Raw genomic sequence first — 23984 nt, 5'->3', positions numbered from 1 at the left:
ACACACATGCAATGGGAAGTCGTGATCGGGCTGGAGATTCATACCCAGCTCACCACTCAATCGAAGATTTTCTCCGGTAGCTCCACCGCCTTCGGTGCCGAGCCCAACACCCAGGCCAGCCTGATCGACCTGGGCATGCCCGGCGTACTGCCAGTGCTGAACCAGGAAGCGGTGCGCATGGCGGTGATGTTCGGCCTGGCGGTAGACGCCGAGATCGGCCAGCACAACGTGTTCGCCCGCAAGAACTACTTCTACCCTGACCTGCCCAAGGGCTACCAGATCAGCCAGATGGAACTGCCAATCGTCGGCAAGGGCCACCTGGACATCCCTCTGGAAGACGGCACCATGAAACGCGTCGGCATCACCCGCGCGCACCTGGAAGAAGACGCCGGCAAGAGCCTGCACGAAGAGTTCAACGGTGCCACCGGCATCGACCTGAACCGCGCCGGCACGCCGCTGCTGGAAATCGTGTCCGAGCCGGACATGCGCAGCGCCAAGGAAGCCGTGGCCTACGTCAAGTCGATCCACGCGCTGGTTCGCTACCTGGGCATCTGCGACGGCAACATGGCCGAAGGCTCGCTGCGTTGCGACTGCAACGTCTCGGTCCGCCCCAAGGGCCAGGTCGAGTTCGGCACCCGCTGCGAGATCAAGAACGTCAACTCGTTCCGTTTCATCGAGAAGGCGATCAACAGCGAGATCCGTCGCCAGATCGATCTGATCGAAGACGGCGGCAAAGTGATCCAGCAGACCCGCCTGTACGACCCGAACAAGGACGAAACCCGTCCGATGCGCAGCAAGGAAGAAGCCAACGACTACCGTTACTTCCCCGATCCGGACCTGCTGCCCGTGGTTATCGAGGATTCCTTCCTCGACCAGGTACGCGCCACCCTGCCAGAACTGCCACCGCAGAAACGCGAGCGCTTCCAGGAGCAGTTCGGCCTGTCGGTCTACGACGCCAGCGTCCTGGCCACCAGCCGCGAGCAGGCGGACTACTTCGAGAAGGTCGCCAGCATTGCCGGTGACGCCAAGCTCGCCGCCAACTGGGTCATGGTCGAACTGGGCAGCCTGCTCAACAAGCAGGGCCTGGAAATCGACGAAGCCCCGGTCTCGGCCGAACAACTGGGCGGCATGCTGCTGCGGATCAAGGACAACACCATCTCCGGCAAGATCGCCAAGACCGTGTTCGAAGCCATGGCCAATGGCGAGGGCAGCGCCGACGAGATCATCGACAAGCGCGGCCTCAAGCAAGTCACCGACAGCGGCGCGATCTCCGCGGTGCTGGATGAAATGCTCGCGGCCAACGCCGAACAGGTCGAACAGTACCGCGCCGCCGACGAGGCCAAGCGCGGCAAGATGTTCGGCTTCTTCGTCGGTCAAGCGATGAAGGCTTCCAAGGGCAAGGCCAACCCGCAACAGGTCAACGAGCTGCTGAAAAGCAAGCTCGAAGGCTGATCGAGAAATGCAGCCTTGGCTTGTCAGTCGAAATCGCGGGGATGCAAGCCCGTCTTCGCTGGCAAGCCAGCTCCTGCGAATAATGACTCCCCGTCCCTGGTTCGTGGGCTGTGCCCTGCTCGCTCTGCTCACGGGCTGCGCCAGCAGCCATATCATCGACCCTCGAGGTTATGACCAGACCGGGACAGCCTCCTATTACGGCGCCCGCCATCATGGCAAACGCACCGCCAGCGGCGAGCCCTTCGATCAGAACGGCCTCACTGCGGCCCATCGCGAACTGCCGTTCGGCACCCGAGTGCAAGTCACCAACCAGGGCAACGGCAAAAGCGTCGTAGTCCGTATCAACGATCGTGGCCCGCACACCCGCGGCCGCCTGATCGACTTATCCCGCGCTGCCGCGCAACAGCTGGGCATGCTGCGCAGCGGCACCGCCAAAGTACGCATCCAAGCCCTCAGCGACTGACCGACGGAGCCCGAGCCATTACCGCCTTTGCCGAACTGCCCCTGCTCAGCCTGATCCAACTCATCAGCGGCCTGGTGATGCTGATCGCCGGCGCCGAGTTGCTGGTGCGTGCCGCCGTACGTTTGTCCGCGCGCCTGCATGTACGTCCGCTGATCATGGGCTTGAGCATCGTCGCCTTCGGCAGCAGCGCGCCGCAGATGGCCATCAGCCTGCAGGCGACCCTGGCCGACAACACCGATATCGCCGTGGGCAGCGTGATCGGCAGCAGCATCTTCAACATCCTGGTGACCCTGGGTCTATCGGCCCTGATCATTCCGCTGCGGGTATCGCGACAGCTGGTGCGCCTGGACATCCCGTTGATGATCGGTGCCAGCCTGCTGGTATTCATCCTGGCCTATAACGAGCGTCTCACCCCCTCCGACGGCGTCATCCTGCTGGCGGCCCTGGTGCTGTACCTGCTCCTGCTGTTGCGCCAGTCGCGGCACTCGGCACGCCATCACCTGCCCGCTCCAGCCGGCCTGCGCGGTTTCGCGCCCAGGTTCAGCAGCATGCTGATGGTGCTTATCGGCCTGGGGCTGCTGGTCTTCGCCGGACACTTGCTGCTAGGCGCCGCCGTCACCGTGGCCGACGACCTGGGCTTGTCGGAGCGGGTCATGGGACTGACGGTGATTGCCGTCAGCACCTCCCTGCCCCAGCTCGCCACTTCCCTGCTCGCGGCCCTGCGGGGCCAGCGGGATATCGCCGTGGGCAATGTCATCGGCAGCAATCTCTTCAACTTGCTGGGGGTCCTGGGGTTTACCGCCCTGGTGGCACCGACGCCGCTCTCGGTTTCGCCCAACGCCCTGGATTTCGACTTGCCGGTGATGCTCGGCGTCGCGGTGCTGTGCCTGCCGGTGTTCTATTCGGGGTATCGCGTGACCCGGGCCGAAGGCTTGCTGTTTCTCGGCCTGTACCTGGCCTATGGACTGCACGTGGTGTCCTTCACCACGGGCATGCCCCTGGCGGGCAAGCTGGAACACTTGATGCTGTTTTTCGTCCTGCCAGCGCTGGTGGCGTTTCTGCTGTTCAGTTCGCTACGGGCCTGGCGCCGCCAACACAAGAGAGAAGCGCCATGAGCGAAAACAAGAAAAGCGGACTGCAAATGCGTCGCCAAGTGATGGGCGACGCCTTCGTCGACCGAGCTCTGGGCAACGCCACCGAATTCACCCAGCCACTGCAGGAGTTCGTCAACGAACACGCTTGGGGCGGCGTGTGGAACCGTAATGGCCTGCCGTTGAAAACCCGTAGCCTGATCACCCTGGCAACGCTGACCGCGCTGAAGTGTCCCCAGGAGTTGAAGGGCCACGTGCGTGGCGCCCTGAACAACGGCTGCACCGTGGAAGAGATACGTGAAGCGCTGCTGCATTGCGCGGTGTATGCCGGAGTGCCGGCCGCCATCGATGCGTTTCGCGCAGCCCAGGAAGTGATTGACGCTTATCAGCAGCCGCAGTGAACCCGTTGTTCGCCGACAAGCCGCCTCCTAGCGCCGCCTTATAAGAGCCGGCTTGACGGTGAACAGCTTCAGATCCACCCACCCCACTGCAACACAAAGATCCCAATGTTGGTGGTCACTGCCGCCATCACGGTGGTGATGACGATAATGGCCGCCGCCAGCTCATGATTGCCATTGGCCGCCCGGGCCATGACATAGCTCGCTGCAGCAGTCGGACTGCCGAAATACAGAAACAGAATCCCCAGTTCCGCCCCGCGAAAACCGCATAACCAAGCGCCAAAGGTTGCCAGCGTCGGCAGGCTGACCATCTTCAGCAGGCTGGAGCTCATGGCCATCCGCCCACTGTTGCGCAAGGCCGCCATGGACAACGTGCCGCCGATGCAGATCAGCGCCAGAGGCAGACTCATCTGTGCCAGGTATTTTCCCGAAGTCTCCAGCCAGCCGGGAAGGCTGATCTGCCAGTAGGCAAACGGCGCAGCCACCAGCACGCTAACAATCAACGGATTGCTGAACACACTTTTGCAGATGCTCCAAGGGTCGGACTTGATCGCCGGGCTGTAGACCGCCAGGACCACCGTCGACAGGGTGTTGTAGTAAAGAATCACCAACGCGGCGAGCAGCGCCCCCAGGGAAATCCCGTAATCCCCATACATGCTGGCCGCCAGGGCCAGGCCGATGATCGCGTTATTGCCGCGAAACGCCCCCTGGGTATAGATCCCCCGATCCACCTTCGGGCAACGCCAGATGGCCCAGCCCCAGGCCAAGGCAAAACAGACCAGGGTGGCCACCGAAAAGTAGATCAGCACGCCAGGCTTCAGCGAGGCATGCAGGTCGGCATGGACAATGCCGAGAAACAGCAAGGCCGGCATGGTGACGTTGAACACCAGGGCCGACGCCGTATGGATGAAGTTGTCGTTGATCCACCCCACCCGCTTGAGTAGCAGCCCCAGAAACAGCATCGCAAACACCGGCGCAGTGATCGCCAGGGTTTCGAAAAAAATAGCCAGCATGCGCGGGGGGACCTTGAGCCTGTCGTTAGGGCGCTAATGATAATCCAATCAACCCGCCCTCACGTAACCGTCTTCTTGACGGCGTGTCATTTTCAATTATGCTCACGATAACTGTATATGCATACAGTTAAACCAAGCATAACCATGACATATCAAGGAGCTAGAAATGTCAGGACTCTCTGCACAGATGCAGCAACAGCCACAACAGGCCGGCAAGATCATTGCCGATCTGGACCGTTTGTTCACTGAACAAGGCATCGCCATTTCCGGCGATGGCGACACCCTGGTGCTGGTCGCCGACGGCCACCACACCATCAAGTACCACCGCCCGGAAGACCTGCCCCGCACCCCGCAAAAGTCCGCCAGGGGCTTGCCTCAATTGCGTTTCGAGGGCGGCGAACATACCGCCATCGGCGACAGCACCCTGCTGCGCTTCGTCAAGGATGCGCCGCCCATTCCCGCGTGGCAGGTCGAACTGCACCTGCCCAACGGCCTGGCCCTGACTTACGGCCAGGTGGTTGCGCTCGGAGGCGATTTCTACGGCATTCCCGAGCAGCCGATCTGCGAAGGCGCAACGCCGGCTGATCGAGTGCAACGCTTTACCGCGGCCTTCAACTCCCTGGCAGTACTGCCGGCGGCGAAAGACGAAGCCCGACAGATCCTCGCGGTGATGCAGAAGGAAATCGTTGCCGCCAACCAGGCGATCCGCGACGGCAAACAGCCCCACGAAGCCTATGACGCCCTGGGCGATACCCTGTCTGAAGAGTGGAACCGGATCACCGGTGGCGGCAGCGCGGTCTCCGCCCTGTTCCCTCTGGGGCGCTACCTGAAGCTGGCGGCCAACAATGCCGACCACTTTGGCGAATGGGCCCTGGCGGCTTATATCGCCGGGCACACGGCCGCACTGCAACAAGCGGTCCTGGCGGGTAAGACTGCCGACGACAAGCAACTGGAACTGGCCTATGCGATGAACGCCTTCGCCGACCACTTCCTCACCGACCTGTTTTCTGCCGGCCATGTACGAGTGCCACGCAAACAGGTGGCGGCGGTGGTCACCCCCAGCGACCTGGGCTCGCTGATTACCCGTTTCATGCACGACGAGGACAGCAAGTTCGGCCTCAATGTCAGTAACGCCCAGGGCGACCGCTGGCACGCCTACGGCGACAAGCGTTATTTCGACAGCGTCGATCATCGCAATCGCCAGCAGGTGAAACAGGCGGTGCAGCGTTCCGCAGACGAGATCTTTACCTGCTACCTCAGCGGTAACCTGCCGGCGCCCGCCAGTTACGCGGCTCTCAAGGCCTTACCGGATCTGAATGCCGCCAAGAGCGGCAATTTCTCGCCACTGTTCGTGATGAGCGGTGACAAAGTGCTGCGCCGCAGCGACGTCAACAATCTCAATGACAGCAAGACCATCGACAACTGGTGGGGCTGGAGCACCTACCTGCTGCTGAAGAACTACAGCCCGAACAAGCCGACGGGCTACCTGGAAACCCCAAGCGCGGTCCCGACAATCCTGGCCGATGGCTGGCAAAGCCACACCCCCAGCGAGCCCAACTGGCTCCCTGGCCAGGCGGTGCGCTATGCCCTCAGCGAAACCAACGGCTTGAACGAGTCATACATCGGTCCCTGGTCGGCCTACATGGAACTGAGCGACAGCTTCCAGCCGACCTTGAGCATCCCGGCCGGCACCAGCAACAGCAGCGCCACCGGACGCAATGTGTTCCGTCAGTTCCGCGGTGGCTCGCCGGAGCTGATCGGCTCCATCGACAAGAACGCCAGCCGCTTCATCGACCGTAACGCCTGATAAGGAAATCACCATGGCTATCAACCTAAAACTGCAACTGGCCTCCGGGCAATCCCTCAAGGACGCACCTCTGGAACTGCTGCTCAACGGCGCTCCCATTGCCCGCGCCTGCGTGGATGAACACGGCAACGTGGCCTTCAACGCCAAGCCGGGAACTGGCCAACTGGCCGTACGAGTTGACCGTTCGATCCTGCACAAAGCCTAACCGCGCGCTGTAGGAGCGGGCTCACCCGCGAGCAGGCCTCCTGCTCCGCTGCGCCAGCGCCGGTTCATGGCCCTGGCGCAGCCGGCGTCATTGCCCTCAATGATCGCCAACCCCTGATTTCACCGAGACGTCCTCCCGAACCTCGCACTCAAGCCAAGCGGCAAGGCTTACCTGGCCAGCGTCATACGGTCACCGTCTGTTCCAGCAAATGCCCCTGCTCAATGCGTACATGGCGGGGATGGAAGCGCTTGAGGCTGCTGCGATGGCCGACGCTGACAATGCTCAACCCCGGCAACTGATCGATCAACGCCTGGTACAGATTGGCTTCATCTTCTTCATCCATGGCCGAAGTCGCCTCATCCATGTACAGCCATTGCGGCGCATAGAGCAGCGCCCGGGCAAACGCCAGCCGCTGCTGCTCCCCCGGCGACAACATGCGCTGCCAGTGATTGCTCTCGTCCAGACGCGCCACCAGATGGGGCAGGCGGCAAGTTTCCAGGACCTGTGCATAACGCTCCTGGGGATAGCTGTCGCCCGACTGTGGATAACTCAAGGCTTCCCGCAGGCTGCCAATGGGCAGGTAGGGCTTCTGCGGCAGGAACAGGTAGCGCTGGTTCGGCAGCAAGATGCTCCCGTGCCCCGCCGGCCACAAGCGTCCCATGGCTCGCAACAGGGTGCTCTTGCCACTGCCGGAGCGACCACTGAGCATCAGTCGCTCGCCAGGATTCACGGTCATCTGGGCACCGGCCAGCAAATGACGGCCATCCGCCAGATCCAGACCCAGATCACGCACCTGCAATTGTTCGCCCTGGTGCTGCACGTCAATCGCCGGAGGACGCTCCTCGTTTTCACTCATGGCCTGGCGGAAGCTCAACAGACGGTCACAGGTGGCGCGCCAGGCAGCGAGGTCCGAATAAGCGCTGATAAACCAACTGAAGTTCTCCTGGACATTGCCGAACGCCGAGTTGATCTGCATCAGCTCTCCCAGCTCGATCTTGCCGGCGAAGTAACGCGGCGCGGCGACAATAAACGGGAAGATGATCGCGATCTGGCCATAACCGGCGGTGAAGAAGGTCAGGCGCTTGGAGACCTTCATGATGTCCCAGAAGTTGTGCCAGACCTTGCTGAAACGGCTGCTCAGACGCTGGTTCTCATTCTTCTCGCCGTCGTAAAGGGCAATGCTCTCGGCGTTCTCCCGGACTCGCACCATGGAGAAACGCAGGTCGGCTTCAAAACGTTGCTGTTGATTGTTCAGGCCGATCAAGCGACGCCCGATCAGGTGGGTCAGCCAACTGCCGACCACCGCATACACCAGGGCGCACCAGAACATATAGCCGGGAATGGTATAGCCCATGACCTCGATACTGCCGGATACACCCCAGAGGATGATGGAGAAGGACACCAGACTGACCACGTTGCGGATCAATCCCAGGCCCAGGGACAAGGTGTTGGTGGTGAAGCCGTTGAGGTCTTCGGAAATCCGCTGGTCGGGGTTGTCGGTGTAGCCGCCCTGCTCCAGCTGGTAGTAGTTCTTGTTGCCCAGCCAACGGGCAAAGTGTCTTTCGGTCAGCCAGGCGCGCCAACGGATGGTCAGCATCTGGGTCAGGTACAAGCGATACACCGCACCGAGAATGGCCACCGCGGCGATCCCGCAGAAATACAGGATCAGGCTCCAGAAAGCCGCCTCGTCCTTCTTCTGCAAGGCGTTGTAGAAGTCCTTGTACCAACTGTTGATCCATACCGAAATGGCGACACTGAACAGCGACAGGCCAATCACCGCGATCAGCAGCAGCCAGGCCTTGCCCTTCTCTTCACTACGCCAGTAAGGGGTAATCATGGCCCATACCCGGCGAAAGAATTGACCGCGCACAGCATCGTTGACCGCGGAGTACTCAGCGTTCTGATTCATCGTTGTGGCTCGATAGGGAGAAGGACAAGCGTTGAGCCGATCTTAGTAGATCGGCTCGCTTTTTCACGGTGTCCAGCGACATTCATTCAGTCGCGGTTCAGCGACGCACGGGACGCTTCTGCAATTTGCGCTGCAAGGTACGGCGATGCATGCCCAGGGCCCGGGCAGTGGCGGAGATATTACCTTCGTGCTCGGTCAGCACACGCTGGATGTGCTCCCATTGCAGACGGTCCACGGACATCGGGTTTTCCGGCACCAGGGTGTCCAGGTCCGCATGTTCGGAGAGCAGAGCGGCCAGCACATCATCGGCATCCGCGGGTTTGCACAGGTAGTTGCAGGCACCGCGCTTGATGGCTTCCACCGCCGTGGCGATGCTCGAATAACCGGTGAGGATCAGGACGCGCATTTCCGGGTCCAGCTCCAGCAGCTTGGGCAGCAGCACCAGCCCGGAGTCGCCATCCATCTTCAGGTCCAGCGCGGCGTAGTCCGGCAAATCCTGCTGGGCGATGGTCAGGCCCTCTTCCGCGGAACCTGCGGTACTGACGCGAAAGCCCCGGCGGCTCATGGCGCGTGCCATTACCCGGGTAAAGGTGGCGTCATCATCCACCAGCAACAGATGCGGCAGTTCTTCGCCTTCGACTTGGATCTCTTCACTCATGGTCGTCTCCTCGGGCGGCACGGGGCAGGCGCAGCTCGGTGAGCGTTCCGCCTTCCTCATGACTGTAGAGTTTCACTGAGCCACCGGCGCGGGTCACGCTGGCCTTGCTCAAAAACAGGCCCAGGCCGAAGCCTTTGCCCTTGGTGGTAAAAAACGGTTTGCCGATCTGCTCGGCGATGGCCAAGGGTACTCCGGCGCCGTGGTCACGAATACTGATGGTGAGGTTTTCCGCATCCCAGTCCAGGCGCACCTCCAGACCTTCGGCACAGGCATCGGCTGCATTGTTCAACAGATTGAGCAAGGCCTGGGTCAAGTCCGGCGGCGGCGCCAGGCGCGGCACTGGTCCCTCTCCCAGCAGATGAAAGCGGTAGCTGGCCTCGGGACGCATCAGGTGCCAGCGATTCAAGGCTTCGTCCAGCCACTGGGTGACGTCCTGCATCTCCACCGCCATACGGCGATTGGCCTCGGCGGCGCGCACCAGTTGCTGCAGGGTTTCCTTGCACAACTTGACCTGGTCCTGGAGCACGCTGAGGTCGTCCTGCAACAGCGGATCGGGATGGTCCTGGCGCATCTCCTTGAGCAATACGCTCATGGTCGCCAGCGGCGTGCCCAACTCATGGGCGGCACCGGCGGCCTGGGTCGCCACGGCCAGCAATTGCTGATCGCGCAGGCCTTCTTCACGGCGGATCGCCCGCAATTCTTCCTGACGGCGCAACTCTTCGGCCATGCGTGCAGCGAAGAAGGTGATCACCGCCGCCGCCAGGGCAAAACTCAGCCACATGCCATAGACCTGCAGGTTTTCCCGGGCGATGGGGAAAGTCTGCAAGGGATAGAACCGCGCCAGCAACAAGGTGTAGAGGGTCAGGGCAATACCCGACAGCACCACCGAATAGCGCCAGGGCAAGGTCACGGCGGCGATCGTCAGGGGCACCAGATAATAGGAGACGAAGGGGTTGGTAGAGCCGCCGGAGAAATACAGCAGCACACTGTGGATAAACAGGTCACAAGCCAGTTGCAGGGCATATTCCAGCTCCGTCACCGGCCACGAGGTTCGCAAGCGGATGGCGGTGAAGGCACAGAGCACCATGGAAAACATCAAGGTGACGCCCAGTTGCAACCAGGGCAGTGGCAACAGTTCCAACCAATAGGCGAGCCCCACCGAGCCGGCCTGAGCAGCCAGAACCAGGGTACGAATAAAGGTCAGGCGCCAGAGGTTCTGACGAGTGGCAGACAATAATTTTAAGGGGGCGAGCATGAGCTCTCCTGATGAGCGCTCCAGGGCAATCGGCGGGAGTATAACCAAGCAGCCCCCGCCACAGGCAAAACTGCGGCAAAGCGTCACAGAAAAACAGTGGCAAGCTGCACGCTTTGAGCTACAAGCGTATTGGCTCTCAACATGCAGCTTGCGGCTTGAAACTTGCCGCAGCCCCACACTGTCTGAATGTTTCACGCAGGCTCTGAGCTGATCCTGCGGACCGCACTCAAGGAGTTTCCATGCAGCATTTCAGTCGCAGCCTCGCCCTTCTGGCCCTCAGCGCCGGCACCCTCACCAGTCTGCCCGCCCTGGCCGCCGATGAACTGCACTACAACCAGATTTCCCTGCGGGCCGAAGTCAGCCAGGAAGTGGCACGGGACCTGATGATCGTGACCCTCTACAGCGAGTCGCAGAACAGCGACCCAGCCAAGCTTGCTGCAGAAATCACCAGCATCATGAACAAGGCCCTGGGTCAGGCCCGCCAGGTCAAGGATGTGACGCTGCGCCAGGGCAGCCGCAACAGCTACCCGATCTACGACGATAAAGGCCAGAAGATCACCGGCTGGCGTGAGCGCGCCGAACTGCGCCTGGAAAGCTCCGACTTCGCCGCCTTGTCCAAGCTCACCGGCGAACTGCTGGGCGACCTGAAAATGGCTGGCATGGACTTCGCCATCGCCGACCCGACCCGCAAGGCCAGCGAAGATGCCCTGCTCAAGGACGCGGTCAAGGCGTTCAAGGCCCGTGCTCAACTGGCCACCGAAGCCCTGGGTGGCAAGGGCTACAAAATCGTCAACCTGAACCTCAACAGCAACGGTTATCCACAGCCCTACCTGCGTGCGCCAATGATGATGAAGGCCGCCAGCATGGATTCGGCGCCCGTGACTCCGGAAGTCGAGGCTGGCACCAGCCAGGTCAGCATGACCGCCGACGGCGCCATCGAAGTGCTGATGCCGTAAACCTCTCCCAGCGTCCCCCAACGGCGGTAACCTCCAGCGCAAACCGAGGTCACCGCCGTTTTTCGTGACCAGGCATTTCAACCGGCACCCGACGAACTCGGCTCAGGGTAGGTGCGTTCGGCCACCAGGGTGATGCTAAAGTTATGCACCTCGGTACTGCGCCTGCCAGGCGTCATGGGTGTCTGCCGGGTATACTGCTTCTTTCCTATAAGAGTCTCTCTAATGACCGCAGATCGCATCGGCGAACGCCTGCGCCGCTATCGCCGCGCCGCCAAGAAAACCCTGCGCCAAATTGCCAGTGAATCCGGCCTGACCGCCAGTTTCCTCTCCCAAGCGGAACGCAATCTCACCGGTGTATCGATCTCGTCTCTGGTCAACATTGCCAAGTCGCTGAACGTTCCGCTGAACGCTCTGTTCGACCAGCCAACCCAGGCGCAACCCGACTCCCACGACGGCAAGCGCGTGCGCTACACCATCGAAGGTCAGCCACTGGCCTACGAACGGCTGTCCAGCTCCTTTCCCGGCAACCTGATCAACGCGGTGAAAATGAACATCCCGGTGGGCTATCAGTCGGAACTGATCTCCCACGATGGCTCTGAGTTTTCCTACGTTCTTTCAGGACAGATCGTCTACACCATCGAAGGTCAGCAATATCCACTTGGTGCCGGTGACTCGGTGCACTTCGACTCGACCAAGACCCACTGCCTGGCCAATGTCGGCAACGGCCCGGCGGAAGTCCTGACGGTCACGACCATGGGCCTGTTCGACGACCATTCGGCGGCGTAAGCCCCACCCGCAGTCGCCTGCCGAACCTTACAGAGGTACCTGTGCGCAAGAGAAATGTTAGTCAGGCTTAATTTTCGTTGACCACGATTTCAGCATGACTTAATTTCGGCATCGGCGAATCGACAAACAACAACACAACAAGTGATCGCCATCGCCGCACAGGGTCCATGGGGCTGCATCCACGCCCCATAGAAAGGCGAGTTACCGCGGCCCACAAGGCCAATCCTCAGATATGCCCTAGAAAAAGAAAAAATGAGGTTTGCATGCGTAAGACCTTTCCGCTCCGGGTTTGGCAGACAGCGGGGCTGATCCTCGACACGCCACTGTCACGCGCCACCAGCAACCTCCACAGTGACAACTTCACTGCGAGCCGCGACTTCAGCACCGCCGACGATGCGCTGTCCATTCGCCATCGCCTGCAAGGTCCCGGGCAACCGTCTCCAACGGCCTCCCCCACACCGTCGTTCTACGCCATCCGGTCAACCGGATGCGTCGAAGATTTGCGCCTGCCTGAAAAGGTCTGGCGGCTCAAGCACAAGCCAGTCGGCGCCCGCTCCATTGATGCACCAAGCGGGGGCGCGAACAGCCCTGTTTGCCCAATAGAAAAGCAATGCATGCACCAGAAAAGACCTGCGCAAACGGTCAAATGCGTCAACATTTATACAAATGCGTCATTCGTGTACGTTCGTTCCACTCTTTGAGACTTGTGTCGGCCCTGCATCTTGCAATGGGTATGAGGGCTGCATAAGTATCGGCGGGTCGACTCACAAGGTCGCCCTCTACTCCAAAAATGACAACAAATCATGAGGCCACCATGTTCAAAAAAGCAGTCCTTCCGTTTTTAGTCAGTGCCGGCTTGCTGGCCAGCACCCCCTTCGCCCACGCGGCGACTAACCTGGTGTTCTGCTCTGAAGGGAGCCCGGCCGGTTTCGACCCTGGCCAGTACACCACCGGAACCGACTTCGACGCCTCAGCCGAAACCCTCTACAACCGCCTCAGCCAGTTCGAACGTGGCGGCACCGCAGTCATTCCGGGCCTGGCCACCAGTTGGGACATCTCGGACGACGGTCTGACCTACACCTTCCACCTGCGCGAAGGGGTCAAGTTCCACACCACGCCGTACTTCACCCCGACCCGTACCTTCAACGCCGACGACGTGCTGTTCACCTTCAACCGCATGATCGACAAAGACATGCCGTTCCGTAAGGCATACCCGACCGAATTCCCGTATTTCACCGACATGGGGATGGACACCAACATCACCAAGGTCGAGAAAGTCGACGACAAGACCGTCAAGTTCACCCTGAAAACCGTTGATGCCGCATTCATCCAGAACCTGGCCATGAGCTTTGCCTCCATCCAGTCCGCCGAGTACGCCGACAAGCTGCTCAAGGAAGGCAAGACCAGCGATATCAACCAGAAGCCGATCGGCACAGGTCCCTTCGTTTTCAAGAGCTACCAGAAAGACTCCAACATCCGCTACACCGGCAACAAGGACTACTGGAAACCTGAAGACGTGAAGATCGACAACCTGATCTTCGCCATCACCACCGACCCATCGGTGCGCATCCAGAAGCTGAAGAAGAACGAATGCCAGATCACCCTCTTCCCGCGCCCGGCCGACCTCAAGGCGCTCAAGGAAGACAAGACCCTGAAGATGCCTGAACAGGCAGGCTTCAACCTGGGCTACATCGCCTACAACGTGATGCCGGTGCTCAAGGGCCGCACCGACGCCAACCCGCTGGCTGACCTCAAGGTTCGCCAGGCACTGGACATGGCCGTCAACAAGCCGCAGATCATCGACTCGGTCTACCAGGGCGCCGGCCAACTGGCGGTCAACGCCATGCCGCCGACCCAATGGTCCTACGACACCAGCATCAAGGACGCCAAGTACGATCCCGAGAAAGCCAAGCAGTTGCTCAAGGAAGCGGGCATCAAGGAAGGCACCCAGATCACCCTCTGGGCCATGCCGGTACAGCGTCCGTACAACCCGAACGCCAAACTGATGGCCGAGATGCTGCAGTCCGACTGGGCCAAGATCGGTCTCAAGGTCAACATCGTCAGCTACGAGTGGGGCGAGTACATCAAGCGCTCCAAAGGCGGCGAGAACCAGGCGATGATCATCGGCTGGAGCGGCGACAATGGTGACCCCGACAACTGGCTCGGCACCCTGTTCGGTTGCGATGCAATGAACGGCAACAACTTCTCGAAATGGTGCGACAAGCCTTATGACGCCCTGATCAAGCAAGCCAAGGCCACGTCGGATGTGGCCAAACGCACCGAGCTGTACAAGCAGGCGCAACACATTCTCAAAGATGCCGTTCCGATGACACCTATCGCTCACTCGACGGTGTTCCAACCCATGCGCGCCAACGTGCAGGATTTCAAGATCAGCCCCTTTGGCTTGAACTCCTTCTACGGCGTAGGCATCGGCAAATAAGGTTCTGCAACGGCGACGTCCCTGGCGTCGCCGTTGTTTTACCGCCCCCCCTGAAAGCGTCCGGCCCTGGGGTCGAGATTGCGTCCTTTTGGACGTGATCTTTCGAATTTAGAGCCGATTCCTACAAGCCTTTCAGGTACAGCGCATATACGACCCAGCCTTCGGCTCCTAACGTCGAGGCATGGCAAAACTGCGTCTATCGGTGGGCATTTGCTGCAGCCATGGTTGGGCATCAATGGCCTGTACAGGCTCCAGGAAGGAGCCAGGGTCCATTGATCATCACAACAAAAAATGGAGATGGACCGTCATGCGTCATTCGTTGATTTTCTCGGCCCTGCTGGCCACCAGTTCGATCTGCAGCGCTGCCGACCGCAGCCTGGTGTTCTGTTCCGAAGGCAGCCCCGCAGGCTTTGACACCGCGCAGTACACCACCGCCACCGACAACGATGCCGCCGAGCCGTTGTACAACCGTCTCGTGGAGTTCGAAAAAGGCGCAACCAACGTACTGCCGGCCCTGGCCAAGAGCTGGGATATTTCCGAGGACGGCCTCAAGTACAGCTTTCACCTGCGTGAAGGGGTGAAGTTCCACAGCACTCCCTACTTCAAGCCCAGCCGTGACCTCAACGCCGACGACGTGCTGTTCACCTTCAATCGCATGCTCGACGCCGAACATCCGTTCCGTAAGGCCTATCCGACGGAGTTTCCCTACTTCAACGGCATGAGCCTGAACAAGAACATCGCCAAGGTCGAAAAAACCGACCCCATGACCGTGGTCATGACCCTCAACACCGTGGACGCGGCGTTCATCCAGAACCTGGCCATGAGCTTTGCCGCGATCCTCTCCGCCGAATACGCCGAGCAACTGCTCAAGGCCGGCACGCCCAGCCAGATCAACCAGCAACCCATCGGCACCGGACCTTTCGTGTTCCAGCGCTACCAGAAAGACTCGCAGATCCGCTACGCCGCCAACCCGCATTACTGGGACCCGAGCCGGGTCAAGCTCGACAGGCTGATCTTCGCCATCAACACCGATGCCTCGGTACGCGTGCAGAAGCTGCGCGCCGGCGAATGCCAGGTGACCCTGCACCCGCGTCCCGCCGACATCGATGCCCTGAAAAACGACCCGAAACTGCAAGTCATCGAGAAGCCCGGCTTCAACCTCGGCTACATCGCCTACAACGTGCAACACAAACCCTTCGACCGCCTCGAAGTGCGCCAGGCACTGGACATGGCGGTGAACAAGCAGAGCATCCTCAATGCCGTGTACCAGGGCGCCGGCCAGTTGGCGGTGAACGCCATGCCGCCCACCCAGTGGTCCTACGACGAGACGATCAAGGACGCTGCCTACAACCCGGAAAAGGCACGCGAGTTGCTCAAGGCTGCCGGGGTCAAGGAAGGCACGGAAATCACCCTCTGGGCCATGCCCGTGCAACGCCCCTACAACCCCAACGCCAAGCTGATGGCCGAAATGCTCCAGTCCGACTGGGCGAAGATCGGCCTCAAGGTGAAGATCGTCAGCTACGAATGGGGCGAATACATCAAGCGCACCAAAAACGGCGAACACGACATCAGTCTGATCGGCTGGACCGGAGACAACGGTGACCCGGACAACTGGCTCGGCACCCTGTACAGCTGTGACGCCATCGGCGGCAACAACTACTCCATGTGGTGCGACCCGCAATACGACCAGTTGATCAAGCAAGCCAAGGTCGTCACCGACCGTGAACAGCGCACCGAGCTCTATAAGCAGGCCCAGCAGTTGCTCAAGCAGCAAGTGCCGATCACGCCTGTGGCCCACTCGACGATCAACCAGCCGTTGAGTGCGAAAGTCGAGGGCTTCAAGGTCAGTCCCTTCGGCCGCAACTCCTTCTCAGGTGTCAGCCTGACCCCATAACCGATGAGCCAGAACCCTGAGGGCGACTCTCGCCCTCACGCAGGCGCTTTGCCTGAATTCGGCGATTGAGCCGCGTGCAAACGTTTGCGACGCCATGAATGAGTTCCAAAAACCAGCCGGCCCAAAAAAACCGGCATCTAAAAAAGAAAACAAAGGAGCTTCACCCATGAAACTGAGCAGCAGCGCATTGTTAGCCTTGGCTATCAGTAGCATCACCGCCACGGCCTATGCGGAGAACGTCAGCCAGGACTTCGTCCCGACTGTACAGAACAGCACCAATGCCCAGGCGGAGGCCAAAGGCTTCATCGAAGGGCAAAGCCTGTCGGGTACCACCCGCAACTGGTACGCCAACGAACTGAAACGTCGCAATGACCGTTTTTCGTACCAACACAATGGTGTAGATACCTCGACCCCACGCCGCATCAACTGGGTCCAGGGCACCATTCTCAACTACAGCTCCGGCTTCACCGAAGGCACCGTGGGCGTCAGCACCGAAGTCGCGGCCTACAACGCCATTGCCCTGGATCGTGACCGCAAGCACATCGCCGGCAAGAACAACCGCACCCTGACCCATTCCGACGGCGATGCCGTGGGCCAGTGGAGCAAGCTGGGCCTGGCCAACGTCAAGTTCCGCGTGTCCAACACCACCCTGACCGCCGGCCGGCAGAACTTCAGCACGCCAATCGTCGATGTCATCGGCAACCGTGCACTGCCTTCGAGCTTTGAAGGGGTGAGCATCCACAGCGAAGAGTTCAACAACCTGTCGTTCGATGCCGGTACCTTCGACCGGGTATCGCCACGGACCGAACAGAGCCTGTCGAAATTCCGCTCCGAGTACACCAGCAACACCGCCGAGACCGACCGCGTGAGCATCGTCGGCCTCAACTACCAGCCGCTGAAAAGCCTGAAGACCAGCCTCTACGCCTCCAAGGTGGAAGACTTCTGGAACCAGTACTACTTCGGCGCCACCCACGAGCTGGGCGACAGCTCGGTGCTGAGCCTGACCACCGGCCTGAACTACTACAAGACCGTCGACACCGGCAAGAAAGACATGGGCAATATCGACAACGATACCTACTCCCTGTCTCTCGGCCTGACCCACCAGGCCCACAGCCTGACCTTCTCGTACCAGGAAGTCAGCGGCAACGAATACTTCGACTACCTGCACGAAACCAACGGCATCTACCTGGCCAACTCCCTGCTCTCGGACTTCAACGGCCCGAACGAGAAATCCTTCCAGATCGCCTACGGTCTGAACATGGCCGAATACGGCGTACCCGGCCTGAAGTTCAACATCTACCAGGCCCGTGGCTGGGGCATCGACGGCACCCACTACAACGGCAGTGCCTACGGCGGCATCAACTCGGAAGGCAAGCTCTATGGCGTACGCACCATGGACGGCGAACACCACTACGAATACGGCATCGGTGCTTCCTACGCCGTGCAGAGCGGCCCGCTGAAAGCCACGGCGATCCGCGCCACCTACACCACTCACCGCGCGAGCGAGAACCAGGCCGACGGCAACATCAATGAATTCCGTCTGGTCACCACCATCCCGTTCAATATTCTCTAACCCACCAGTTGAAGGGCGGACTCATGACGAATCCGCCATTCAAGCTAATCTGGTTCAATTGATTGCAGAGGGTTCTTGATGAAAATGCTTCCCCTGAGAGCGGCCATGGGCGCCGCACTGCTGAGCGTCGCCATGGGCGTCGCAGCCAAACCCTTGGTGGTCTGTACCGAAGCCAGCCCGGAAGGCTTCGATATGGTCCAGTACACGACTGCAGTCACTGCCGATGCGGTGGCGGAAACCATCTTCAACCGCCTGGTGGACTTCAAGCCCGGCACCACGGACATCCAGCCCGCCCTGGCGGAGTCCTGGGAGATCAGCCCGGACGGCCTGCAATACACTTTCCACCTGCGCAAAGGCGTCAAGTTCCACACCACCGACTACTTCACCCCAACCCGCGACATGAACGCCGACGACGTGCTCTGGAGCTTCCAGCGTCAACTGGACCCGAAGCATCCCTGGCACGACAAATCCAGCGTCGGCTTCCCCTATTTCGAAAGCATGGGCTTCAAGGAACTGCTCAAAAGTGTCGAGAAGACTGACGACCACACCGTGGTCTTCACCCTGACCCGCCGCGAGGCACCGTTCCTGGCCGACATCGCCATGGCCTTCTCTTCCATTTTCCCGGCGGAATACGCCGACAAGCTGCTCAAGGAAGGCAAGACAGCCGACCTCAACAGCAAGCCCATCGGCACCGGCCCGTTCATTTTCACGCGTTACGCCAAGGACGCCCAGGTCCGCTTCAAGGCCAACCCGGACTACTTCCGGGGCAAGGCACCGGCGGACCCGCTGGTGCTGGCAATTACCACCGATAACAACGTGCGCCTGCAGAAGCTCAAGGCCAACGAATGCCAGATCGCCCTGTACCCCAAGCCCGATGACATCCCCAGCATCAAGGCCGACGCCAACCTCAAGGTCGACGAGCTGGCCGCCATGACCACCGGCTACATCGCCATGAACACCACGCGCAAATACATGAGCGACGTGCGGGTACGCAAAGCCATCGACATCGCCTTCGACAAGGAAGCCTACGTCAACAGTCTCTATGGCAAAGGCAACGCCCTGGTGGGTACCGGTCCTTATCCTCCGACCTTGCTGGGCTTCAACACCAGCCTGCAGAACCCGGCCCGGGACCTGGACAAGGCCCGTGCCCTGCTCAAGGAAGCCGGCGTGCCGGATGGCACGGTCATCACCCTGTTCACCCGCAATGGCGGTGGCCCAACCAACCCCAACCCTTTGCTGGGGGCCCAGATGATGCAGGCTGACCTGGCCAAGATCGGCCTCAAGCTCGAGATCCGCGTCATGGAGTGGGGCGAGATGCTCAAGCGTGCGAAAAACGGCGAACACGATATGGTGTCGGCCGGCTGGGCAGGTGACAACGGCGATCCGGACAACTTCCTGACCCCGAACCTGAGTTGTGACGCCGCCAAGAACGGCGAAAACTACGCCCGCTGGTGCAACAAGGAGTTCCAGGACCTGATCGACCAGGCCCGTTCCGACGCTGAACCTGCCAAACGCGCAGAGCTCTATGAAAAGGCGTTGCTGATTTTCCAACAGGATCAACCGTGGATTCCCATGGCCTATCCGAAGATGTTCACCGCCATGCGCAAGAACGTCGAGGGTTACCACCAGAGCCCCCTGACCACCAACAACTTCGCGACCACCCAAGTGAAGTGATAAGAAACGCCCGCCGCCCTTGACCCCAAGGGTGGCGGGAACGCCTAACCGGCTGATTGAGGTACTTCAGAAGATGTTTAGTTTTATTGCCCGCCGTGTGGGGTTGTTGATCCCCACATTCTTCGGCATCACCTTGCTGACCTTCGCCTTGATACGCATGATTCCCGGCGACCCCGTGGAAGTCATGATGGGCGAACGTCGGGTCGACCCCGAGATGCATGCCCAGGCAATGGAACGCCTTGGATTGAACAAACCGCTGTATGCCCAATACCTGGACTACATCGGCAAGCTCGCCCACGGTGACCTGGGCGAATCCCTGCGCACCCGCACCAGTGTGTGGAGCGAATTCACTTCGCTGTTCCCCGCGACCCTGGAACTGTCCATGGCCGCCCTGCTCTTCGCCGGCATCCTCGGGCTGCTGGCCGGGGTGATCGCCGCCCTCAAGCGAGGCTCCCTGTTCGACCATGGGGTCATGGGCATCTCGCTGGCGGGTTACTCGATGCCGATCTTCTGGTGGGGCCTGATCCTGATCATGTTCTTCTCGGTGAGCCTGGGCTGGACCCCGGTGTCCGGACGCATCGACCTGCTCTACGACATCGAGCCGAAAACCGGCTTCATGCTCATCGACACCCTGCTGGCCAAAGACACCGACGCCTTCTTCGACGCCCTGCATCACCTGATCCTGCCGGCCATCGTGCTGGGCACTATTCCCCTGGCGGTGATCGCGCGGATGACCCGTTCCTCGATGCTCGAAGTGCTGCGCGAGGACTACATCCGCACCGCCAAGGCCAAGGGCCTGTCGCCTTCGCGGGTGGTATTCGTCCACGGCTTGCGTAACGCACTGATTCCGGTGCTCACGGTGGTTGGCCTGCAAGTCGGCACCCTGCTGGCCGGCGCCGTGCTGACCGAAACCATCTTCTCCTGGCCGGGAATCGGCAAGTGGCTGATCGAAGCCATCGGCGCCCGGGACTATCCCGTGGTGCAGAACGGCATCCTGCTGATCGCCTGCCTGGTGATCATGGTCAACTTCGTGGTGGACATCCTCTACGGCTTTGCCAACCCACGCATCCGTCACCAGCGCTGAGATCAAGACTAATGAGCACTCCAACTTCCTCAGTAGCAGTCGATCAAAGCCTGCTCTATCCGTCCGTTTACAAAGAATTCTGGCAGCACTTTTCGCGCAACAAAGGCGCGGTGGCCGGCCTGCTGTTCATGCTGCTGATCGTGTTCTGCGCGCTGTTCGCCCCTTGGGTGGCGCCGCACAACCCCAGCGAGCAGTACCGCGACTTCCTGCTGACGCCGCCGGCCTGGCTCGAAGGCGGGCAGATGCAGTTCCTGCTGGGCACCGATGAGCTGGGTCGCGACCTGCTGTCGCGCCTGATCCAGGGTTCGCGGCTGTCGTTGCTGATCGGTTTGTCATCGGTGGTGATGTCGCTGATCCCGGGCATCCTCCTGGGGCTGTTCGCCGGTTTCTTCCCGCGCTTGCTGGGCCCGACCATCATGCGCCTGATGGACATCATGCTGGCCCTGCCTTCGCTGCTGCTGGCCGTGGCCATCGTCGCCATCCTCGGCCCAGGCCTGATCAACACCGTGATCGCCATTGCCGTGGTGTCCCTGCCGTCCTATGTGCGCCTGACCCGTGCCGCGGTGATGGGCGAACTGAACCGCGACTACGTGACCGCCGCGCGCCTGGCCGGTGCCGGCCTGCCGCGCCTGATGTTCATCACCGTGCTGCCCAATTGCATGGCGCCACTGATCGTCCAGGCCACCTTGAGCTTCTCCTCGGCGATCCTCGACGCCGCCGCCCTGGGCTTCCTCGGCCTGGGCGTGCAACCGCCGACTCCAGAGTGGGGCACCATGCTGGCCTCGGCCCGGGACTACATCGAACGCGCCTGGTGGGTCGTGAGCCTGCCGGGTCTGACCATTTTGCTCAGCGTGCTGGCAATCAACCTGATGGGCGACGGCCTGCGCGATGCGCTGGACCCGAAACTCAAGAACGCCGCCTGAGGAGATTCCCATGTCATTGCTAGAAATCAAGAATCTCAACGTACGCTTCGGCGATGCCACGGCGGTGCCGGTGGTGGACGGTCTCGACCTCAAGGTCGACAAGGGCGAAGTGCTGGCCATCGTCGGCGAGTCCGGCTCCGGCAAATCGGTGACCATGATGGCGCTGATGGGGCTGATCGAGCACCCGGGCATCGTCACCGCCGATGCCTTGAGCTTCGACGGCCGCGACATGCTCAAGCTCAGCGCCCGTCAGCGCCGGCAAATCGTCGGCAAGGACCTGGCCATGGTCTTCCAGGACCCGATGACCGCGCTCAACCCCAGCTACACCGTGGGCTTCCAGATCGAGGAAGTGCTGCGCCTGCACCTGAAGATGTCCGCCAAGGCCGCGCGCAAGCGCGCCATCGAGCTGCTGGAAAAGGTCGAGATTCCCGGCGCTGCCAGCCGCATGGACGCCTACCCGCACCAGCTGTCCGGCGGCATGAGCCAGCGGGTGGCGATCGCCATGGCGATTGCCGGCGAACCCAAGCTGCTGATCGCCGACGAACCCACCACCGCTCTGGACGTGACCATCCAGGCGCAGATCATGGACCTGCTGCTCAACCTGCAGAAAGAGCAGAACATGGGCCTGGTGCTGATCACCCACGACCTGGCCGTGGTGGCCGAAACCGCCCAGCGCGTCTGCGTGATGTACGCCGGGCAAGCCGTGGAAGTCGGCCAGGTGCCGCAGCTGTTCGACATCCCCGCGCACCCTTACAGCGAAGCGCTGCTGGCGGCAATTCCCGAGCACAGCCTGGGCGCCACCCGCCTCTCGACCCTGCCGGGTATCGTCCCCGGGCGTTATGACCGCCCACAAGGCTGCCTGCTGTCGCCACGCTGTCCCTATGCTCAGGACAACTGCCGTCAGCAACGCCCCAGCCTCGACCCGAAAGCCGCCAGCCTGGTGCGCTGCTTCTACCCGCTCAATCAGGAGGTGGCGTAATGGCCGTCGTTCTTACCGCCCGCGACCTGACCCGTCACTACGAAGTGTCCCGTGGCCTGTTCAAGGGCCATGCCACCGTGCGTGCCCTCAACGGCGTGTCCTTTGAACTGGAAGCCGGCAAGACCCTGGCCGTGGTCGGCGAGTCCGGCTGCGGCAAGTCCACCCTGGCCCGGGCCCTGACCCTGATCGAGGAACCCTCTTCCGGCTCGCTGAAAATCGCCGGCCAGGAAGTGGCCGGCGCCGACAAGGCCCAGCGCAAGCAACTGCGCAAAGACGTGCAGATGGTGTTCCAGAGCCCTTATGCCTCGCTCAACCCACGGCAGAAGATTGGCGATCAACTGGCCGAGCCGCTCTTGATCAACACCAAGCTGTCCGCCGCCGAACGCCGGGAAAAAGTCCAGGCGATGATGAAGCAGGTGGGCCTGCGCCCCGAGCATTACCAGCGCTACCCGCATATGTTCTCCGGCGGCCAGCGCCAGCGCATTGCCCTGGCCCGGGCGATGATGCTGCAACCCAAGGTGTTGGTGGCGGATGAGCCAACCTCGGCCCTGGACGTGTCGATCCAGGCCCAGGTGCTGAACCTGTTCATGGACCTGCAGCAGGAATTCAACACCGCCTACGTGTTCATCTCCCACAACCTGGCGGTGGTGCGTCACGTCGCCGACCAGGTGCTGGTGATGTACCTCGGCCGGCCGGTGGAAATGGGCCCCAAGGAGGACATCTACACCCGCCCCCTGCATCCCTACACCCAGGCGCTGCTGTCGGCGACCCCAACCATCCATCCGGACCCGGACAAGCCGAAGATCAAGATCGTCGGCGAATTGCCCAACCCGCTGAACCCGCCACCCGGCTGTGCCTTCCACAAGCGCTGCCCCTACGCCACCGAGCGTTGCAGCACGCAAGAGCCGGCCCTGCGCCAGCTCGACAGCCGCCAGGTGGCTTGCCACTACGCCGAGCAGTTTGTGGTTTAAGCGGACATGAAAAAGGCGCTCCCGAAACACTCCGGGAGCGCCTGTACAGTGTTCCACTCGCCCCTGGCAATGGATTGCGCATCAGTCCGTGGCCAGGGGTTTTCTTTTAGCTCTGGCTGTCACCCTCGTCGTCATCGTCGGTGGTCTGATCGTCATCGCCCGAACTGCCCCCCTGCCCTTCATCCCCCGGTTCCGACTCGGACTGGGCGAGCATCTGTTCCGGTTCGCCTATGGTCGACGAAAAGCCCGGCTCCTTGACCTCCAGCAGATTGTGAGCCCAGGCCGCCGAGGTTCCGAGCGACAGCATCACCAGCACTTTGATCAGCAACAGCGTGCGTTGAAAAATATTCATAGCCGATTCCATCCTTCACAGGTGAATCATCAAAGGCTGCGCCCAACCTTGCGCAGGTCACAGCACTGTCTGAAACCTAGTCCCGATATCCCGGCTTTTCC

22 protein-coding genes are annotated in these 23984 nt (G+C 61.0%); 17 read left to right on the top strand and 5 right to left on the bottom strand.

The genetic code is table 11. From position 1 onward, the window contains the following. The first annotated feature begins 6 nt into the window (after positions 1–6). From gatB to PFZ56_RS10305, 4 genes are all read left to right on the top strand, one after another. Positions 7–1452, top strand: a complete 1446-nt coding sequence (gatB, locus tag PFZ56_RS10320) for an Asp-tRNA(Asn)/Glu-tRNA(Gln) amidotransferase subunit GatB (RefSeq protein ID WP_102861135.1) — start codon at positions 7–9, stop codon at positions 1450–1452. 82 nt (positions 1453–1534) lie between these two features. Continuing rightward, on the top strand, positions 1535–1915 hold the full coding sequence (locus PFZ56_RS10315; protein ID WP_102878365.1) for a septal ring lytic transglycosylase RlpA family protein: 381 nt from the start codon (positions 1535–1537) through the stop codon (positions 1913–1915). A gap of 77 nt (positions 1916–1992) precedes the next feature. Beyond that, positions 1993–3030 (top strand): calcium/sodium antiporter, encoded by a 1038-nt coding sequence (locus PFZ56_RS10310; protein WP_394304651.1) that lies wholly within the window; start codon positions 1993–1995, stop codon positions 3028–3030. Then, on the top strand, positions 3027–3407 hold the full coding sequence (locus PFZ56_RS10305; protein ID WP_170001152.1) for a carboxymuconolactone decarboxylase family protein: 381 nt from the start codon (positions 3027–3029) through the stop codon (positions 3405–3407). Before PFZ56_RS10310 ends, PFZ56_RS10305 begins: the two co-directional genes overlap by 4 nt. A gap of 68 nt (positions 3408–3475) precedes the next feature. Here the strand turns inward: PFZ56_RS10305 and PFZ56_RS10300 are convergent, their stop codons facing one another. Further along, the gene (locus PFZ56_RS10300) at positions 3476–4417 is read right to left on the bottom strand and encodes an AEC family transporter (RefSeq protein ID WP_102878363.1); all 942 of its coding nucleotides are present in this window, start codon (positions 4415–4417) and stop codon (positions 3476–3478) included. A gap of 166 nt (positions 4418–4583) precedes the next feature. Here PFZ56_RS10300 and PFZ56_RS10295 point away from each other — a divergent pair, with 166 nt between their 5' ends. Both PFZ56_RS10295 and PFZ56_RS10290 read left to right on the top strand, forming a co-directional pair. Next, the gene (locus PFZ56_RS10295; RefSeq protein WP_170001153.1) at positions 4584–6224 is read left to right on the top strand and encodes a phospholipase; all 1641 of its coding nucleotides are present in this window, start codon (positions 4584–4586) and stop codon (positions 6222–6224) included. A gap of 13 nt (positions 6225–6237) precedes the next feature. Beyond that, complete coding sequence (locus tag PFZ56_RS10290) at positions 6238–6429, top strand: hypothetical protein (protein ID WP_123393756.1); 192 nt, start codon at positions 6238–6240, stop codon at positions 6427–6429. 181 nt (positions 6430–6610) lie between these two features. Here PFZ56_RS10290 and PFZ56_RS10285 read toward each other — a convergent pair whose 3' ends face one another. The 3 genes from PFZ56_RS10285 to PFZ56_RS10275 all read right to left on the bottom strand — a co-directional run bounded on the left by PFZ56_RS10285 (position 6611) and on the right by PFZ56_RS10275 (position 10251). Next, positions 6611–8338 (bottom strand): ABC transporter ATP-binding protein/permease, encoded by a 1728-nt coding sequence (locus PFZ56_RS10285; protein ID WP_110653057.1) that lies wholly within the window; start codon positions 8336–8338, stop codon positions 6611–6613. A gap of 97 nt (positions 8339–8435) precedes the next feature. Further along, positions 8436–8996 carry a response regulator transcription factor gene (locus PFZ56_RS10280; RefSeq protein WP_025132017.1) on the bottom strand — a complete coding sequence of 187 codons (561 nt, stop codon included), beginning with the start codon at positions 8994–8996 and terminating at the stop codon, positions 8436–8438. Then, on the bottom strand, positions 8989–10251 hold the full coding sequence (locus PFZ56_RS10275; RefSeq protein WP_110596011.1) for an ATP-binding protein: 1263 nt from the start codon (positions 10249–10251) through the stop codon (positions 8989–8991). The genes PFZ56_RS10280 and PFZ56_RS10275 overlap by 8 nt, the downstream gene beginning before the upstream one ends. A gap of 239 nt (positions 10252–10490) precedes the next feature. Here PFZ56_RS10275 and PFZ56_RS10270 point away from each other — a divergent pair, with 239 nt between their 5' ends. From PFZ56_RS10270 to PFZ56_RS10220, 11 genes are all read left to right on the top strand, one after another. Next, entirely contained in the window at positions 10491–11207 is a 717-nt protein-coding gene (locus PFZ56_RS10270) for an SIMPL domain-containing protein (RefSeq protein ID WP_170001154.1), read from the top strand. Positions 11208–11429: 222 nt separating this feature from the next. Continuing rightward, positions 11430–11993, top strand: a complete 564-nt coding sequence (locus PFZ56_RS10265) for a helix-turn-helix domain-containing protein (protein WP_102878358.1) — start codon at positions 11430–11432, stop codon at positions 11991–11993. A gap of 263 nt (positions 11994–12256) precedes the next feature. Continuing rightward, on the top strand, positions 12257–12694 hold the full coding sequence (locus tag PFZ56_RS10260; protein ID WP_170001155.1) for a hypothetical protein: 438 nt from the start codon (positions 12257–12259) through the stop codon (positions 12692–12694). A gap of 113 nt (positions 12695–12807) precedes the next feature. Further along, positions 12808–14433 (top strand): ABC transporter substrate-binding protein, encoded by a 1626-nt coding sequence (locus PFZ56_RS10255; RefSeq protein ID WP_102878356.1) that lies wholly within the window; start codon positions 12808–12810, stop codon positions 14431–14433. 307 nt (positions 14434–14740) lie between these two features. Beyond that, on the top strand, positions 14741–16327 hold the full coding sequence (locus tag PFZ56_RS10250; protein WP_102861122.1) for an ABC transporter substrate-binding protein: 1587 nt from the start codon (positions 14741–14743) through the stop codon (positions 16325–16327). A 166-nt stretch (positions 16328–16493) separates the two neighbouring features. After that, positions 16494–17900, top strand: a complete 1407-nt coding sequence (locus PFZ56_RS10245) for an OprD family porin (protein ID WP_110596009.1) — start codon at positions 16494–16496, stop codon at positions 17898–17900. A gap of 78 nt (positions 17901–17978) precedes the next feature. Then, positions 17979–19574, top strand: a complete 1596-nt coding sequence (locus tag PFZ56_RS10240) for an ABC transporter substrate-binding protein (protein ID WP_110596008.1) — start codon at positions 17979–17981, stop codon at positions 19572–19574. A 73-nt stretch (positions 19575–19647) separates the two neighbouring features. Next, complete coding sequence (locus tag PFZ56_RS10235; RefSeq protein ID WP_170001156.1) at positions 19648–20658, top strand: ABC transporter permease subunit; 1011 nt, start codon at positions 19648–19650, stop codon at positions 20656–20658. Positions 20659–20669: 11 nt separating this feature from the next. After that, positions 20670–21581 carry an ABC transporter permease subunit gene (locus tag PFZ56_RS10230; RefSeq protein WP_011059232.1) on the top strand — a complete coding sequence of 304 codons (912 nt, stop codon included), beginning with the start codon at positions 20670–20672 and terminating at the stop codon, positions 21579–21581. Positions 21582–21591: 10 nt separating this feature from the next. Continuing rightward, positions 21592–22560, top strand: a complete 969-nt coding sequence (locus PFZ56_RS10225; protein ID WP_102861118.1) for an ABC transporter ATP-binding protein — start codon at positions 21592–21594, stop codon at positions 22558–22560. Continuing rightward, the gene (locus PFZ56_RS10220; RefSeq protein ID WP_102861117.1) at positions 22560–23531 is read left to right on the top strand and encodes a peptide ABC transporter ATP-binding protein; all 972 of its coding nucleotides are present in this window, start codon (positions 22560–22562) and stop codon (positions 23529–23531) included. The genes PFZ56_RS10225 and PFZ56_RS10220 overlap by 1 nt, the downstream gene beginning before the upstream one ends. Positions 23532–23637: 106 nt before the next feature. Here PFZ56_RS10220 and PFZ56_RS10215 read toward each other — a convergent pair whose 3' ends face one another. Next, on the bottom strand, positions 23638–23883 hold the full coding sequence (locus PFZ56_RS10215) for a hypothetical protein (protein ID WP_170001157.1): 246 nt from the start codon (positions 23881–23883) through the stop codon (positions 23638–23640). Between the last annotated feature and the right edge of the window lie 101 nt (positions 23884–23984).

This window comes from Pseudomonas danubii, assembly GCF_042980055.1.
Classification (GTDB): domain Bacteria; phylum Pseudomonadota; class Gammaproteobacteria; order Pseudomonadales; family Pseudomonadaceae; genus Aquipseudomonas; species Aquipseudomonas danubii.
This window is presented reverse-complemented; position numbering and strand designations above follow the sequence as displayed.